Genomic DNA, 13969 nt, shown 5'->3' on the forward strand with positions numbered 1-13969 from the left:
AGCCGGAGCCGTCGCAGGAGCCGGAGCCGGAGCCGGCGGAGCCCGTCCAGCAGCCCGAGCCCGTCCAGCAGCCCGAGCCGCCGCAGCAGCGGGGTGCCTCGGAGCAGCCCGAGCCGCCGCAGCAGCGGGACCCCTCGGGCCCCGAGCCCGTGCGGCAGCCCGGCCCGGTGGTGTCGGTCGTCGGGATCGGTGCCGACGGCTGGGACGGACTCCCCGAGACCTCCCGCCGGACCCTGCGCTCCGCCGAGGTCCTGATCGGCGGCCCCCGCCAGCTCGACCTGCTGCCCGCCGCCGACTGCCCCGGCACCCGCGTCCCCTGGCCGAGCCCCCTGCGGCCCGCCGTGCCCGGCCTGCTCGCCGCCCACGCGGGCCGCCGCGTCGCCGTCCTCGCCAGCGGCGACCCCTTCTTCTACGGGATCGGCCGCACCCTCACCGAGGCCCTCGGGCCGGACCGCCCCGCCGCCCTCCACGTGCAGCCGCACCCGTCCTCCGTCTCGTACGCCTGCGCCCGGCTCGGCTGGCCCCTGGAGGCCACCGAGACGATCTCCCTGGTCGCGCGGCCCCTGGACGCGCTCACGGCCGCCCTCCACGACGGCCGCCGCCTGCTGCTCCTCGGCGAGGGCCCCGACTCGCCCGCACGGGTCGCCGCGCTGCTGCGCGAGCGCGGCTGGGGCGGCACCCGGATCCGGGTCCTCGAACAGCTCGGCGGCCCGCGCGAGCGGATCCTCGACGGCACCGCCGCCCACTGGCCCCACGAGCGGACCGACGCCCTGCACGTCCTCGCCCTCGACTGCGTGCGCGACCGGGACACCCTGCGGCTCGGCACCACTCCCGGCCTGCCCGACGAGGCGTACGAGCACGACGGCCAGCTCACCAAGCGCTACGTCCGCGCCGCCACCCTCGCCGCCCTCGCGCCGGCCCCCGGCGAACTGCTCTGGGACGTCGGCGGCGGCTCCGGCTCGATCGGCGTCGAGTGGATGCGGGCCCACCGCGCCTGCCGGGCCTTCGCCGTCGAGAAGTCGCCCGAGCGGGCCGCCCGTATCGTCCGCAACGCGGCCGCCCTCGGCGTACCGGGCCTGAAGGTCGTCACGGGCGCCGCCCCCGAGGCGCTGGCGGGTCTGCCGACCCCCGACGCGGTCTTCATCGGCGGCGGACTCACCGTCCCCGGCCTGCTCGACGCCTGCTGGGACGCGCTCCCGGTCGGCGGCCGGCTCGTCGCCAACACGGTGACCCTGGAGTCCGAGGCCGTGCTCGCCGCCCGCCACCGGCGCCACGGCGGCGAGCTGATCCGGCTCGCCGTCGCCGCCGCCGTGCCCGTGGGCGGCTTCACGGGCTGGCGCCAGGCCATGCCCGTCACGCAGTGGTCCGTCATCAAGGAAGAGGAAGCATGACCGTCTACTTCATCGGCGCGGGCCCCGGCGCGGCCGACCTGATCACCGTGCGCGGCGCGCGGACCTTGGCGAAGTGCGGGGTCTGCCTCTACGCCGGTTCCCTCGTCCCGCGCGAGCTGCTCGCGGAGTGCCCGCCGGACGCCAGGCTGGTCGACACGGCGAAGATGGACCTCGACCAGATCGTCGCCGAGATCACCGCGGCCCACGAGGCCGGTCAGGACGTGGCCCGGCTGCACTCCGGCGACCCGTCCGTCTTCAGCGCCATGGCCGAGCAGATGCGGCGCCTGGACGCGGCCGGCATCCCCTACGAGGTCGTGCCCGGCGTGCCCGCCTTCGCGGCCGCCGCCGCCGCGCTCAAGCGGGAACTGACCGTGCCGACCGTCGGCCAGACCGTCATCCTCACCCGCATCGCCCAGCAGGCCACGCCGATGCCGCAGGGCGAGGACCTCGCCACCCTCGGCCGCAGCGGCGCCCTGCTCGTCCTCCACCTCGGCGCCCGCTACGCCGACCGGATCGTTTCCGAGCTGGTCCCCCACTACGGCGCCGACTGCCCGGCCGCCGTCGTCGCGATGGCCAGCCGGCCCGACGAGGTCGTGCTGCGCGGCACCCTGGAGGACATCGCGGACCAGGTGAAGGCGGCCGGCATCACCAAGACCGCCGTCATCCTCGTGGGCCGCACGCTGGCCGCCTCGGAGTTCCGCGACAGCCACCTCTACGACCCGGCCCGGGACCGCCACACCTGCTGAGCGGTGCCCGGGCGGCGGGCGGCCGGGTGCTCAGGCGTTGGGCCGCTTGCCGTGGTTGGCCTTCTTCTTCTTACGGGCCCGCTTCTTGTTGCCGCGCTTCGCCATGGGGATTCCTCCCTTTCGTATGCGTCGGGGGTTGCGTCGGGGGGTTGCCCTGCCGAGCCTAGGGGCGCCGCCCGGGCCCCGCACGTCGGCTGTCGGTGCCGTGCGCTGCAATGGGTCCCGTGACCGTCTACGACGTGGCCCGGGCGCTGCCGGGCATCGGGGAACTGCGCGACCACTGCCGTGGGCTCGCGATGCTGGACGCGGTGCTCAGCCCGGAGTGGGAGGACCGGTACTACTCCTTCGACGCGCACGGGGAGGAGGGCGAGCAGATGGCTTCCATGCGGAACGGCATGGGCGACGAGTACGCGATCGTGTTCTCCGACGCCGGGGCCTACGCCCGGGGCTTCGACCACGAGTCGCCGATGAGCCCGTGGGCCCGCACGGACACCCCCGCGCCCTGGCCCGGCGTCCTCGACTCCGTACCGGAGGTCTTCCGGCCGTACGTGACGGAGCCCGCGTTCTGCGCGGAGGACGGCACCCCCACGGTCACCTGCTGCCTGTGGCGCGAGGCCGCCGACACCGCGTGGCGGACCGGCACCGTCGACTTCCCCGCCCGGGACGGGGACGATCCCGACGGCGCCGCGTACGTCTTCGAGCTGCTCGTCGACCGCTCGGCACAGGCGTACGCGGAATGGGCCTCCGACTACCACGAGACGGACGTCGACATCGACGCCGTCCGCCACGTCCTCGCCCTGCGCCCCCTGACCGCGGCGGTGGTCGCCGCCCTCAACCCGGAGGCGGAGCTCGCGGACCTCGCCGAGGACATGGCGGAGATCGGCTACCCGACGCTCACGCGGTGACGCCCCACTCCGGCGCCAGCACCGCCATCACCGTCGCGTCCACCCGCTGGCCCTCCCACAGCAGCGCGCCCCGCAGGGTGCCCTCCGTGCGGAAGCCGGCCTTCTCGTAGGCGCGGCGGGCGCGCGGGTTGAAGGCGTAGACCTCCAGCCAGACGCGGTGGAGGCCGACGGCCTCGAAGGCGTGGCCGACGATCAGCCGGGTGGCCTCCGTGCCGAGCCCGCGGCCGATGCCGGCCGGGGCGAAGCAGATCCGGAAGGCGCAGCTCTCGTTGTCGGGGTCCCACTCGTTGAGCACCGCCTCGCCCACCACCCGCCCCGTGGCCCGTTCCACGACCGCGAGGTCGAGCCGGTCGTTCTGGTCGCCCCGCGATCCGTACCACCGGCGCAGCCCGGACTCGTCGAAGTCGGTGTGGCAGCCGGTCAGGCGGGCGATCTCGGGGTCCTGGAACATCGGCAGCAGCGCGGGGACGTCGTCCTCGGTGACGGGGCGCAGCACGACGCGGTCGCCGGTGAGGGTGGGCTTGTGGGAGAAGTCGGCCATCGGACGATTGTGGGGGCGGGACGGCCGGCTTGTCGTGCGCTTTTACGGGCCGGTCCGGGCCGGTCCGGTGTTCCTACGGCCCCGGCCCCGGCCCGGCAGGAGCCGCCCGTTCCGGCCCGGTGCTTCACGGTGCGCCCCTGGTCTCGCCCGGCCCCGCCCCGCCCGACAGGCCCTGCCCCGCCCGACAGGCCGGCCCTGCCCCGACTCGGCAGCCCCGGCCCCGACAGGCCCTGCCCCGCCCGACAGGCCGGCCCTGCCCCGACCCGGCAGCCCCGGCCCCGGCGGGCCCGGCCCCGCCCGTCGTCCCTACGGCCCCGCCACCGCCGAGCGTCCCACCACGGCCCCCGCCCGGTCGATGCACACCACGTCCACGGACACCGGCGCCCCCCGCAGCACCGCCAGGGCCTCGTCACGGGCGCGGGCGGCGACCAGGTCGCCCAGGGGGACCCCGGCGGCCTCGCAGAGGCGGAGGGCGGCCAGGCCCGTGTTGGCGTCGGCGATCTCCTGGGCCAGGGACTCGGACGCGCCGCCCGTGCGGGCCAGCTCGGCGAGGAAGGTCTTGTCGACCTGGGAGCGGGCGGAATGCAGGTCCAGGTGGCCGGCGGCCAGCTTGGACAGCTTCGCGAAGCCGCCGCAGATCGTGAGCCGGTCCACGGGATGGCGGCGGACGTACTTGAGGACGGCGCCCGCGAAGTCGCCCATGTCGAGCAGCGCGATCTCCGGCAGGTCGTACAGCTCGGTCACCGTCCGTTCGGAGGTGGAACCGGTGCAGCCGGCGACGTGGGTGAGGCCGCCGGCGCGGGCCACGTCGACCCCGCGGCGGATGGAGTCGATCCAGGCGGAGCACGAGTAGGGCACGACGACGCCGGTGGTGCCGAGGATGGACAGGCCGCCGAGGATGCCGATCCGCGGGTTCCAGGTGGAGCGGGCGATCTCGGCGCCGTCGTCGACGGAGATCGTGACCTCCACGTCGCCCGTGCCGCCGTGCGCCGCCGCGACCTCCGCCACGTGCGCGCGCATCAGCTGCCGGGGCACGGGGTTGATCGCCGGCTCGCCCACCTCAAGCGGCAGCCCCGGCAGGGTGACCGTGCCCACGCCCTCGCCGGCCCGGAACACCACACCGGAGCCGGCCGGCAGGAGCCGTACCGTCGAGCGGATCAGCGCCCCGTGCGTGACGTCCGGGTCGTCGCCCGCGTCCTTCACGACGGCGGCCATGGCCGCGTCCGGCCCCAGGTGCTCCGCCGCGAGCGCGAACGCCGGCGTCTGGCCCTTGGGCAGGGTGATCGTCACCGGGTCGGGGAACTCTCCGGTGAGCAGCGCCGTGTACGCGGCGGTCGTCGCCGCCGTCGCGCAGGCACCGGTCGTCCAGCCGGGCCGCAGACCGGTGTGCTTGAGTTGGGCCGCACGCCCGCCGGAACTCATGAACGGACTCCCAGGATTCCCATGCACGTACTCATCCTCGGCGGGACGACCGAGGCCCGCTCCCTGGCCGGGCTGCTGCACTCCGGGCCGCCGCGCCCCGGGCTGCGGGTGACCAGCTCGCTCGCCGGGCGGGTGGCCGTGCCCCGGCTGCCGGTGGGCGAGGTGCGGATCGGCGGCTTCGGCGGGGCGGACGGGCTCGCCGCGTGGCTGCGGGAGCACGCCGTGGACGCGGTCATCGACGCCACCCATCCCTTCGCGGAGCGGATCAGTTTCAACGCGGCCCGGGCGGCCGCCACCGCCCATGTTCCCCTGCTGGCGCTGCGCCGCCCCGGCTGGGTCCCGGTCGAGGGCGACGACTGGCACGAGGTGGCGTCCCTCGACGAGGCGGCGGCTGCCCTCGACCGCCTCGGCGGCCCCGTCGACCGGGTCTTCCTCACCACCGGCCGGATGGGCCTCGCGGCCTTCGCCGGGCGACCCGAGTGGTTCCTGGTCCGCTCCGTGGACGCGCCCGAGCCGCCGATGCCGGCCCGGACCGAAGTCCTCCTGGACCGGGGGCCGTTCACCCTGGAGGGAGAGCGGGAACTGATCGCACGCCACCGCCTCGACGTCCTGGTGACGAAGGACAGTGGCGCCGCCGCCACCGCGCCCAAGCTCGCCGCCGCCCGCGAGGCCGGCATCCCGGTCGTGATCGTCCGCCGACCGCCCGTACCGGAGGGCGTGCCGACGGCCGCGACCCCGCGGGAGGCGGCGGACTGGCTGCGCGCGACAGGCACGGCCGGGGGCCGTTCAATGGAGGAATGAGGACCGTTCGATGGCTTGCCGCGGCGGGACTGACGGCGCTGCTCGGCGTCACGGCGGCCGCGCCCCCCGCCCCTCCGGCCGCCACCACCCCCGGACCCACGCCGCCACCGGCACAGCCGCCGCCCGAGCTCGACGACGCGGAGGTCCGGCGGGCCGTCGACCGGCTCGACGGGGTCGTCCAGGCGGCCATGAAACGCACCGGCGTGCCCGGCGTGGCCGTGGCCGTCGTGCACGACGGGAAGGTGCTCCACCTCAAGGGGTACGGGGTGCGCAAGGCCGGTGAGAAGGCCGCCGTCGACGCCGACACCGTCTTCCAGCTCGCGTCGGTCTCCAAGCCGATCGCCTCGACCGTCGTGTCCGGCGCGGTCGGCACGAAGGGCTGGGAGAAACCGGTCGCGCCGCACCTCCCCGACTTCCGCCTCAAGGACCCGTGGGTCACCTCCCACGTGACGGTCGCCGACCTGTTCGCGCACCGCAGCGGCCTTCCCGACCACGCCGGGGACCTGCTGGAGGACCTCGGCTACGACCGGGCGTACATCCTGTCCCACCTGCGCCACGAGCCGCTGACGCCGTTCCGCGCGAGCTACGCCTACACCAACTTCGGCCTGACGGCGGCCGCCGAGGCCGTCGCCGAGGAGAAGGGCGTGCCCTGGGAGAAGCTCGCCGAGGACGTCCTGTACGCGCCGGCCGGCATGGACTCCACGAGCTCCCGCTTCGAGGACTTCGAGAAGTCCGCCGACCGGGCCTGGGGACACGTCAGGGCCGGCGGCGCCTGGCAGGCGCGGTTCGTGCGCGACCCCGACGCCCAGTCCCCGGCCGGAGGCGTCAGCTCCACCGCCCGCGACATGGCGACCTGGCTGCGGCTGCAGCTCGCGAACGGCACCCTCGACGGCCGGAAGGTCATCGACGCCGAGGCCCTGGTGCGCACCCACTGGCCCGAGTCGGTCGCCAGCCCGCCCCGCGCCCCGGCCGGGCACACCGGCTTCTACGGCCTGGGCTGGAACGTGAGTTACGACGACGAGGGCAGGCTCAGGCTCTCGCACACCGGAGCGTTCGCCGAGGGCGCGCACACCAACGTCACGATGCTGCCCGGGGAACAGCTCGGCATCGTCGTGCTCACCAACGCCTCGCCGGTCGGCGTCGCCGACGCCGTCGCCCTCGACTTCTTCGACATCGCTCAGACCGGCGAGATCAGCCGCGACTGGATCCCCCTTGTGGACGCGGTCTACCAGCAGCAGGCGGACGAAGCCCGGTCGAAGACCGACTACGCCCGCCCGCCGCGCGACGCCCCGCCCGCGAAGCCCGCCGCCACCTACACCGGCACCTTCGACAACGCCTACTACGGCCGCGCCCAGGTCGTCACCGCCCAGGACGGCGCCCTCGCCCTCCGCCTGGGACCGCAGCCCCGGACGTACCGCCTGACGCACTACGCCGGCGACACCTTCAGCTTCGAGACCACCGGCGAGAACGCCGTCGGCCGCACGGGCGTCACCTTCACCCCGGACGGCAGGTCCTTCACGGTGGAGTACCTGAACCACGAGGGGCTGGGAACGTTCACCCGTAACGGCGCGGGGTAGCGGGGAGACGCCCTGGGAGTGCGATCGCGAACGTGGTGGAGGAGACCCTTCCCGAACTCTGGCTGGAAATCGTAGGTCTTCGCTTTGCTGACGTTCACGCGGGGAAGATTCCCGCTAGTCTCCCTCTGCCGTTGAAGAGCGAGTGTGCACGGGGGTACACATGGGGTGGGATCTCGATATCTCGCCGGGGGAGTTACGGGCCTCGGCCGGCGCCGCCGACACCTTGGTGACGGACCTGAGAGAGCCGTTGCGCAAGGCGTTGAGGGACCTGGCGGCCGCGGCGACGGCGTTCAGCGCGTGGACGGTCGGACCGCGCATGGCGGCGACCGGCGAAGGCTGGGGACCGGCACTCAGCGGCCTGGGAGACGACCTCGCCGCGCACGCGGAGGGCCTGCGGCACCTCGCGGCCGGACGCGACATCATGGAGCAGGACGTGCTGGCCTGCTTCCGGGGCTGGTGACCCGGCGTGCCGGAGAACTTCGCCCAGCTCATGAAGCAGGACTTCGCGGACCTCGACAGTGCCGTGGCCTCCTGGAAGAAACTCGCCGACGTGTTGGGCAAGACGCAGACGGGCAGCGGCAGGCGCGTCACCGGGCCGCTGCACAAGGCCGGCTGGACAGGCGTCAGCGCCACCTACGGCTTCGGTGCCATGGAGGCGACGGAGAGCAAACTGGGCACGGCACGGACCAACGTCCAGTTGATCTCCACGACCCTGGACGCGTTGGGCACCAAGATGATGGCGGCCCAGCGCAAGCTCCGGGCGGCGGTGGCCGACGCGGAGGCCGCCGGTCACCGGGTGCGGGACGACGGCTGGGTCGAGGGGAAGCAGGCCGCGGACCCGGCGTACCACAACGACCCCGACTACCAGGCCGTCCAACAGCGGGCCAATGCGGGGCTCGGAGGCTTTCGGGCCCGTATCGACGAGGCCGTGGACGAAGCGACCAGGGCGAGTACCGAAGCGGCGGCGATCCTGCGCCAGATCGACCCGTTCGACCTCGACAAGCGGTACGGCGGGGCTCACGCGCGTGAGGACGCCGCACGCGTCGCGGTCTTCGCGGGCATCGACGTGAAGGACCTCCCCGACGGGACGGACCCCCGGCGGACCGCCGACTGGTGGGCTGGCCTGGGAGACGAGAAGCAGCGGCTCTACCTGGCCGCCTTCCCGGCGGAGGTGGGTGCGTTGGACGGGCTGCCGGCCGTCGCCAGGGACCAGGCGAACAGGACGGCACTCGACCTCCGGCTCAACGACTACGCACTGCGCGAGGGCAGCCTCGGATGGCACGACCGGTACAGCTACCGGAGCCTGACCGCCCTGAAAGACCGCCTGGACAGGTCCGACACCGCGCCCGCGCACAAGCAGCTCTACCTCCTGGGCTTCGACACGAGGGAGGACGGCCGCGCGATCGTCTCGGTCGGCAACCCGGACACGGCCCGGCACACGGCCGTCTCGGTGGCGGGGACGAGCAACCAGCTCGACAACTTCGGGGACCAGATCAGCCGGGCGGAGAAGTTGCAGGAAGCGGCGGGTGCCTGGAACAGAAGACGGGAGGAGGACATCGCTGTCATCAGTTGGCTCGACTATGACGCGCCAGAGGCGGATGTGGATCCGTCCAGGCCGGCCGATCTCTATCTCAACCTCGGCATCGCCACGCCGGGCCGGGCTGAGGACGACGCGGAGACCCTGCGTGACTTCACGCACGGGCTGCGCGCCGCCCACCAGGGGGAGCGCACCCACATGACCGTCATCGGGCACAGCTACGGGTCCACGATGGTGGGTACGGGGGACGCAGGCGGCCGTGGCCTGGACACGGACGACATGATCGTCGTCGGCAGTCCGGGCCTGAACGTGGACCGGGCGGACCAACTTCACGTCTCCCCGTCGCGGCTCTGGGCTGGCGCGGCGCCGGACGACGGCGTCGTGAACTGGACGGCCGACAGGACCCTCGGCGCCGATCCGAAGGAACCTGAGTTCGGAGGCCGGCGGATGTACGTCGACACCAGCGGGCACAGTGGCTACTGGGACGACGGCAGCGAGAGCCTGAACAACCAAGGGCGCATCATCGCCGACAAGCAGCCGAGAACGCCCCTCGCCCATGACTAGGAGGAGTGCCGGGCCCATGCCCACGATTCGCAGGGCCTCGCTCGCCCTTGTACCGACTCTCGCCCTGCTTCTGGGAGGCTGTGTGTCCAGCGACGGCAAGAACGATCCGCTTCCCCGAATGAGCAAGGCGGAGGCCGAGGCATGGGCCGAGCACTGGACCGAGTCCATGGCCCGGACCGCGGAGGCGGAGATCATCCCGGCGGACCGGCAGGCGAATTTCCACGACTGTTCGGGGAAGAACGGTGAGTCGGCCGACGACGGACGGTTCGTCTTGATGTACGACGCCCGTGCGAAGCTGCCCCGGGCTCGGCAGGCGGCCGGCATCCGCGCGATCAAGGCAGAGCTCGAGAAACGTGGCTTCGAGATCGTCGGCTATCGATCCGATCCGACGATGGACCCCGCGAATCTCGTGGACGCCAAGCAGCCGAAGGAGCGCTTCTTCGTCAGCGCCGGGGACCTGGACGACGAGCTGATCACTCTCATCGTCCATACCCCCTGCCTCCTGCCGCCCGGGGTCGAGCAGCAGGAGTTCTGACGGGCGTCTCCCGCGGCGCGGTCAGCCGTACCGCCGCGGTGTCCAGGCGATCGTCCGGCCGTCGGCGCGCTCCGTGACGCGGGTCTGGGAGGAGCCGATGAGGAGCAGGGTGCGCATGTCGACCTCGGCCGGGTCCAGGGTCTTCAGGGTGAGGACCCGGACCGACTGCTCGGGGCCGCCGACATCGCGGGCGACGACCACCGGGGTGTCGGGGGAGCGGACCTCCAGGAGGAGGTCGCGGGCGGCGGCCACCTGGTGGGTGCGGGAGCGCGAGCCCGGGTTGTAGATGGCGAGGACCAGGTCGGCCTCGGCGGCGGCGCGCACGCGGGTGGCGATGACCTCCCAGGGCTTGAGCCGGTCCGAGAGCGAGATGGTGGCGTAGTCGTGGCCGAGGGGGGCGCCCGCGGCGGCGGCGGCCGCGTTCGCGGCGGTCACGCCCGGCAGGACCCGTACGGGCACGTCGGCGTACCGCTCCTCCGACGCCACCTCCAGGACGGCCGTGGCCATGGCGAACACGCCCGGGTCGCCGCCCGACACGACGGCGACCCGCCGCCCGCGTCGGGCCAGGTCGAGGGCGAACTCGGCCCGCTCCGACTCCACCTTGTTGTCGGAACCGTGCCGCCGCTGGCCGGCCCGCAGCACCGGGACCCGGTCCAGGTAGGTGGTGTAGCCGACGAGGTCGTCGGCGTTGACGAGCGCGCCGCGCGACTCCGGGGTCAGCCAGGGCGCCCCGGCCGGTCCGGTGCCGACCACCACGACCTCGCCGACGGCCTCCCGGGACTCCGGGGCGACGGCGTCGATGCGGGAGGGCAGCACGGCCACGGAGAAGTACGGCACCGTCGACGGGTCCACGTCGGCCAGCGCGTCCGTCCGCTCGCCCGGCATGAACGCCCGCTCCACGTACCGCGCGTCCTCCAGGCGTCCCGCCCGCTCCAGGGCGCGCCGCACGGTCGGGAAGGTGCGGCCGAGCTTCATCACGACCGCCGAGTCGGTGGCGGCGAGCCGGGCGGTCAGCTCGTCCTCCGGCAGCGTGCCGGGAATGATCGTGAGCACTTCCTCGGCCTCGCACAGCGGCTGCCCGAGCCGGGCCGCGGCGGCGCTGACCGACGTCACACCGGGGATGACGGTCGTGTCGTAGCGGTCCGCGAGCCGCTTGTGCATGTGCTGGTACGAGCCGTAGAAGAGCGGGTCGCCCTCGGCGAGCACGGCGACGGTGCGCCCGGCGTCGAGGTGGGCGGCCAGCCGAGCCGAGGCTTCCTCGTAGAAGTCGTCGAGCGCGCCCCGGTAGCCGCCGGGGTGGTCGGTGGTCTCCACGGTGAGCGGGTACATCAGCCGCTCCTCGATGTGGTCCTCGCGGATGTGCTCCGCGGCGATGGACCGGGCGATGGAACGGCCGTGGCGGGCCGAGTGGTACGCGATCACATCGGCCTCGGCGATGGCCTTCACGGCGGCCACGGTCATGAGGTTCGGGTCGCCGGGGCCGAGCCCGACGCCGTAGAGCCTGCCGGTGGTGGTGCCGCTCATGCCTGGATCTCCGCTTCGTGCGCTATCGCGTTGATGGCGGCGGCGGTCATCGCGCTGCCGCCGCGCCTGCCCCGGACGACGAGGTACTCGAGGCCGAGGGTGTTCTCGGCGAGGGCGTCCTTCGATTCGGCCGCGCCGATGAACCCGACCGGTATCCCGAGGACGGCCGCGGGCTTGCCCGCACCCTTCGCAATCATCTCCAGGAGGTGGAACAGCGCGGTCGGCGCGTTGCCGATGGCGACCACGGAGCCCTCCAGACGGTCCCGCCACAGCTCCAGGGCCGCGGCCGAGCGGGTGGTGCCGAGTTCGGCGGCGAGGGCGGGCACGGCCGGGTCGGACAGGGCGCACAGCACGTCGTTGTCGGCGGGCAGCCGCTTGCGGGTGACGCCGCTGGCGACCATCTGCGCGTCGCACAGGATGGGCGCGCCGGCGCGCAGCGCGGCGCGGGCGGCGGTCACGACAGCGGGGGAGTGGGCGACGTCCTTGACGAGGTCGGTCATGCCGCAGGCGTGGATCATCCGCACCGCGACTTGGGCGACGTCGGCGGGCAGGCCCGCGAGGTCCGCCTCGGCGCGGATCGTGGCAAAGGAGCGGCGGTAGATCTCCGCGCCGTCCTTCTCGTACTCGAACATCCTGTTGCTCTCGCTCATCTCGTGGTGCGGGCAGTGGCGACTGCGTCGGTCAGGGAGGTACGGGGGGTGGGGGCGCCGTCCACCAGGTAGCGGTCGTCGCCGACGGCGAGGACGTCGACCCAGGCGCCGTGCGGGTGCCCGCAGCGGCGCTCGCACCCCGAGTAGTGCACGGGCAGCCCTCCGGCCGGCGCCCGCCCGGCGTCCGCCCGGACGTCCGCCAGGGCCTTGCCGCACCCGGGCCGCCCGGTGCAGGCGCTGACCCCGGCGAGGGGCGCGGCGGCGGACGCGACCAGCCCGAGCGCGGCGAGCCGGCCGAGCCGGTCCTGCGGGGCGTACGTGCCAGGGGCGGGGCCGCCGGATGGCTCGGTGGCCCGGTCGGGGCCGTGCCCGGTGCGGGGCTCGGTGGCCTGGTCCTGGCCGCCCCCGGCGCGGGGTGTGGCAGATGGTTCGGCGGTCTGGTCCGGGCCGTGCCCGGTGCGGGGCTCGGCGACCTGGTCCGGGCCGTGCCCGGTGCGGGGCTCGGCGACCTGGTCCGGGCCCGGGCCGCCCCCGGCGCGGGGCGCAGCAGGTGGCTCGGCGACCTGGTCCGGGCCGCCCCCCGTGCGTGGTGCAGCGGACCGGGCGGCGCGCTCGTGACCGCCCTGCCCCCCTTCCGCCCCGTCCACGACGACCACCCCCCGCCACGGCGTGAGCCGCAGCTCCTCCGCCCCGTCGGCCAGGGCGCGCAGCTGGGTGGCGGTGAGGCGGCCGAGGGGGGCGAGGACGTACAGGCCGTTCGCGCCGAGGACTCCCGGCACGGGCGGTTCGCCCTGTGGGAGCGTCGCATCCGGTACGGGCCGGGCCTCGATGCCGGCGCGCGCGAGAGCGCCGGCCACGTCGAGCGCCGTGCCCGGGGGCAGCTCCCGCACCCGCCAGGCCCCGTTCCCGGCCGCCCGCGCCGCCGCCAGGAACGCCTCCGCCCCGGCGAGCGCGGCGCGCGCCGCGTCCTCGCCCGCGACCAGGAAGCCCTGCCCCCCGACGTGCAGCAGTGCCCCGGGTGCTCCGGCCGCCTCCACTGCGATCAAGGTCACATCCCCGCCGAGCCCCGCCACGTCCCCCGGGCCGTCGTCCAGGACGAAGAGGAAACGGCCGGAAAGCGCCGCCGTCCAGGGCTGCGCGCAGAGCAGGGAGTCCAGCTCGCGGGTCCACAACTGGGCCGCTCCGTGGCCGAGTCCGTCGAGGCCGGCGGCCGGGGAGGCGACGATGTTGCGGACGCGTTCGTGGCTGGGGGAGGGCAGCAGGCCCGCGTCGTCGAGGAGGGCGGCGAGGCGGCTGCCGCAGTCGTCGGCGAGGCCCCGCAGCTCGGCGTTCCCGCGCGAGGTGATGCTGATCCGCCCGTCGCCCAGGGCCTCCGCCGCCGCGGCCAGCACCCGTGCCTGACGTACCGTCAGGCGTCCTCCCGGGAGCCGCAGTCGGGCCAGGTGGCCGTCGTCGGCCGGGTGCAGGCGCAGCGCCCCCGGGCAGGCGTCGCCACGGTCCCGTATGCGAGCTTCGCCCGGTTCGGGCGTCGAGGGTGGGGTGGGCGGCATGGCGGCGAGCATACCCACGGGAAACCGGCCGACCACCGGGTGTGATCCGGCCGACTCTCGCGTCCCCTCCGGCCCGCCGACCGCACGATCTAGGATGCAGACCGGCATGGGGTCCCAGGGCCCCGGGGAGGAAGCCCGGTGAGAATCCGGCGCGGTCCCGCCACTGTGAGCCGGTCCGGCCGCGCGCCAGCGCGACCCGGTGCCGGTGAGCCAGGAACTCCCGCCG

General features: G+C 74.5%; 14 protein-coding genes and 1 riboswitch. Of the genes, 8 read left to right on the forward strand and 6 right to left on the reverse strand.

Annotated elements, in window-relative coordinates:
- Window positions 1–167: 167 nt before the first annotated feature.
- The gene (gene cbiE, locus ABD954_RS17725; RefSeq protein ID WP_345492256.1) at window positions 168–1391 is read left to right on the forward strand and encodes a precorrin-6y C5,15-methyltransferase (decarboxylating) subunit CbiE; all 1224 of its coding nucleotides are present in this window, start codon (window positions 168–170) and stop codon (window positions 1389–1391) included.
- Window positions 1388–2137 (forward strand): precorrin-4 C(11)-methyltransferase, encoded by a 750-nt coding sequence (gene cobM / locus ABD954_RS17730; RefSeq protein WP_345487004.1) that lies wholly within the window; start codon window positions 1388–1390, stop codon window positions 2135–2137. Before cbiE ends, cobM begins: the two co-directional genes overlap by 4 nt.
- A gap of 30 nt (window positions 2138–2167) precedes the next feature.
- Here cobM and ABD954_RS33635 read toward each other — a convergent pair whose 3' ends face one another.
- Window positions 2168–2242 (reverse strand): 50S ribosomal protein bL37, encoded by a 75-nt coding sequence (locus ABD954_RS33635; protein WP_099895366.1) that lies wholly within the window; start codon window positions 2240–2242, stop codon window positions 2168–2170.
- Window positions 2243–2352: 110 nt separating this feature from the next.
- Between ABD954_RS33635 and ABD954_RS17735 the strand changes: the two genes are divergently transcribed.
- Window positions 2353–3042, forward strand: coding sequence for a hypothetical protein (locus ABD954_RS17735; RefSeq protein ID WP_345487005.1), 690 nt, complete (start codon window positions 2353–2355; stop codon window positions 3040–3042).
- Here ABD954_RS17735 and ABD954_RS17740 read toward each other — a convergent pair.
- On the reverse strand, window positions 3032–3583 hold the full coding sequence (locus tag ABD954_RS17740) for a GNAT family N-acetyltransferase (protein ID WP_345487006.1): 552 nt from the start codon (window positions 3581–3583) through the stop codon (window positions 3032–3034). The two genes, ABD954_RS17735 and ABD954_RS17740, sit on opposite strands and share 11 nt — an antisense overlap.
- 306 nt (window positions 3584–3889) lie before the next feature.
- Window positions 3890–5005, reverse strand: coding sequence for a cobalt-precorrin-5B (C(1))-methyltransferase (locus ABD954_RS17745; RefSeq protein WP_345487007.1), 1116 nt, complete (start codon window positions 5003–5005; stop codon window positions 3890–3892).
- 21 nt (window positions 5006–5026) lie between these two features.
- On the opposite strand from ABD954_RS17745, the gene ABD954_RS17750 reads away from it, so the two are divergent.
- The 5 genes from ABD954_RS17750 to ABD954_RS17770 all read left to right on the forward strand — a co-directional run bounded on the left by ABD954_RS17750 (window position 5027) and on the right by ABD954_RS17770 (window position 10019).
- Window positions 5027–5806: a cobalt-precorrin-6A reductase gene (locus ABD954_RS17750; protein WP_345487008.1), complete on the forward strand. Its 780-nt coding sequence runs from the start codon at window positions 5027–5029 to the stop codon at window positions 5804–5806.
- A complete protein-coding gene (locus ABD954_RS17755) occupies window positions 5803–7383 on the forward strand; it encodes a serine hydrolase (protein ID WP_345487009.1) in 1581 nt (526 codons plus the stop codon). Before ABD954_RS17750 ends, ABD954_RS17755 begins: the two co-directional genes overlap by 4 nt.
- A gap of 226 nt (window positions 7384–7609) precedes the next feature.
- Window positions 7610–7843: a hypothetical protein gene (locus ABD954_RS17760; RefSeq protein WP_345487010.1), complete on the forward strand. Its 234-nt coding sequence runs from the start codon at window positions 7610–7612 to the stop codon at window positions 7841–7843.
- 6 nt (window positions 7844–7849) lie between these two features.
- Complete coding sequence (locus tag ABD954_RS17765; protein ID WP_345487011.1) at window positions 7850–9484, forward strand: alpha/beta hydrolase; 1635 nt, start codon at window positions 7850–7852, stop codon at window positions 9482–9484.
- An 82-nt stretch (window positions 9485–9566) separates the two neighbouring features.
- Window positions 9567–10019 carry a hypothetical protein gene (locus ABD954_RS17770; RefSeq protein ID WP_345487012.1) on the forward strand — a complete coding sequence of 151 codons (453 nt, stop codon included), beginning with the start codon at window positions 9567–9569 and terminating at the stop codon, window positions 10017–10019.
- A 21-nt stretch (window positions 10020–10040) separates the two neighbouring features.
- Here the strand turns inward: ABD954_RS17770 and cobJ are convergent, their stop codons facing one another.
- From cobJ to ABD954_RS17785, 3 genes are read right to left on the reverse strand one after another with little or no spacing between them, the layout of a single operon-like run.
- On the reverse strand, window positions 10041–11543 hold the full coding sequence (cobJ, locus tag ABD954_RS17775; protein ID WP_345487013.1) for a precorrin-3B C(17)-methyltransferase: 1503 nt from the start codon (window positions 11541–11543) through the stop codon (window positions 10041–10043).
- A complete protein-coding gene (locus tag ABD954_RS17780; protein WP_345487014.1) occupies window positions 11540–12193 on the reverse strand; it encodes a precorrin-8X methylmutase in 654 nt (217 codons plus the stop codon). The genes cobJ and ABD954_RS17780 overlap by 4 nt, the downstream gene beginning before the upstream one ends.
- A complete protein-coding gene (locus tag ABD954_RS17785) occupies window positions 12190–13743 on the reverse strand; it encodes a cobalamin biosynthesis protein CobG (protein WP_345487015.1) in 1554 nt (517 codons plus the stop codon). Before ABD954_RS17785 ends, ABD954_RS17780 begins: the two co-directional genes overlap by 4 nt.
- A gap of 127 nt (window positions 13744–13870) precedes the next feature.
- Window positions 13871–13963, forward strand: a riboswitch (cobalamin riboswitch).
- Window positions 13964–13969 lie beyond the last annotated feature (6 nt).

Origin of the sequence: Streptomyces roseoviridis, from assembly GCF_039535235.1 — a bacterium.
GTDB classification, from domain to species: Bacteria; Actinomycetota; Actinomycetes; order Streptomycetales; family Streptomycetaceae; genus Streptomyces; species Streptomyces roseoviridis.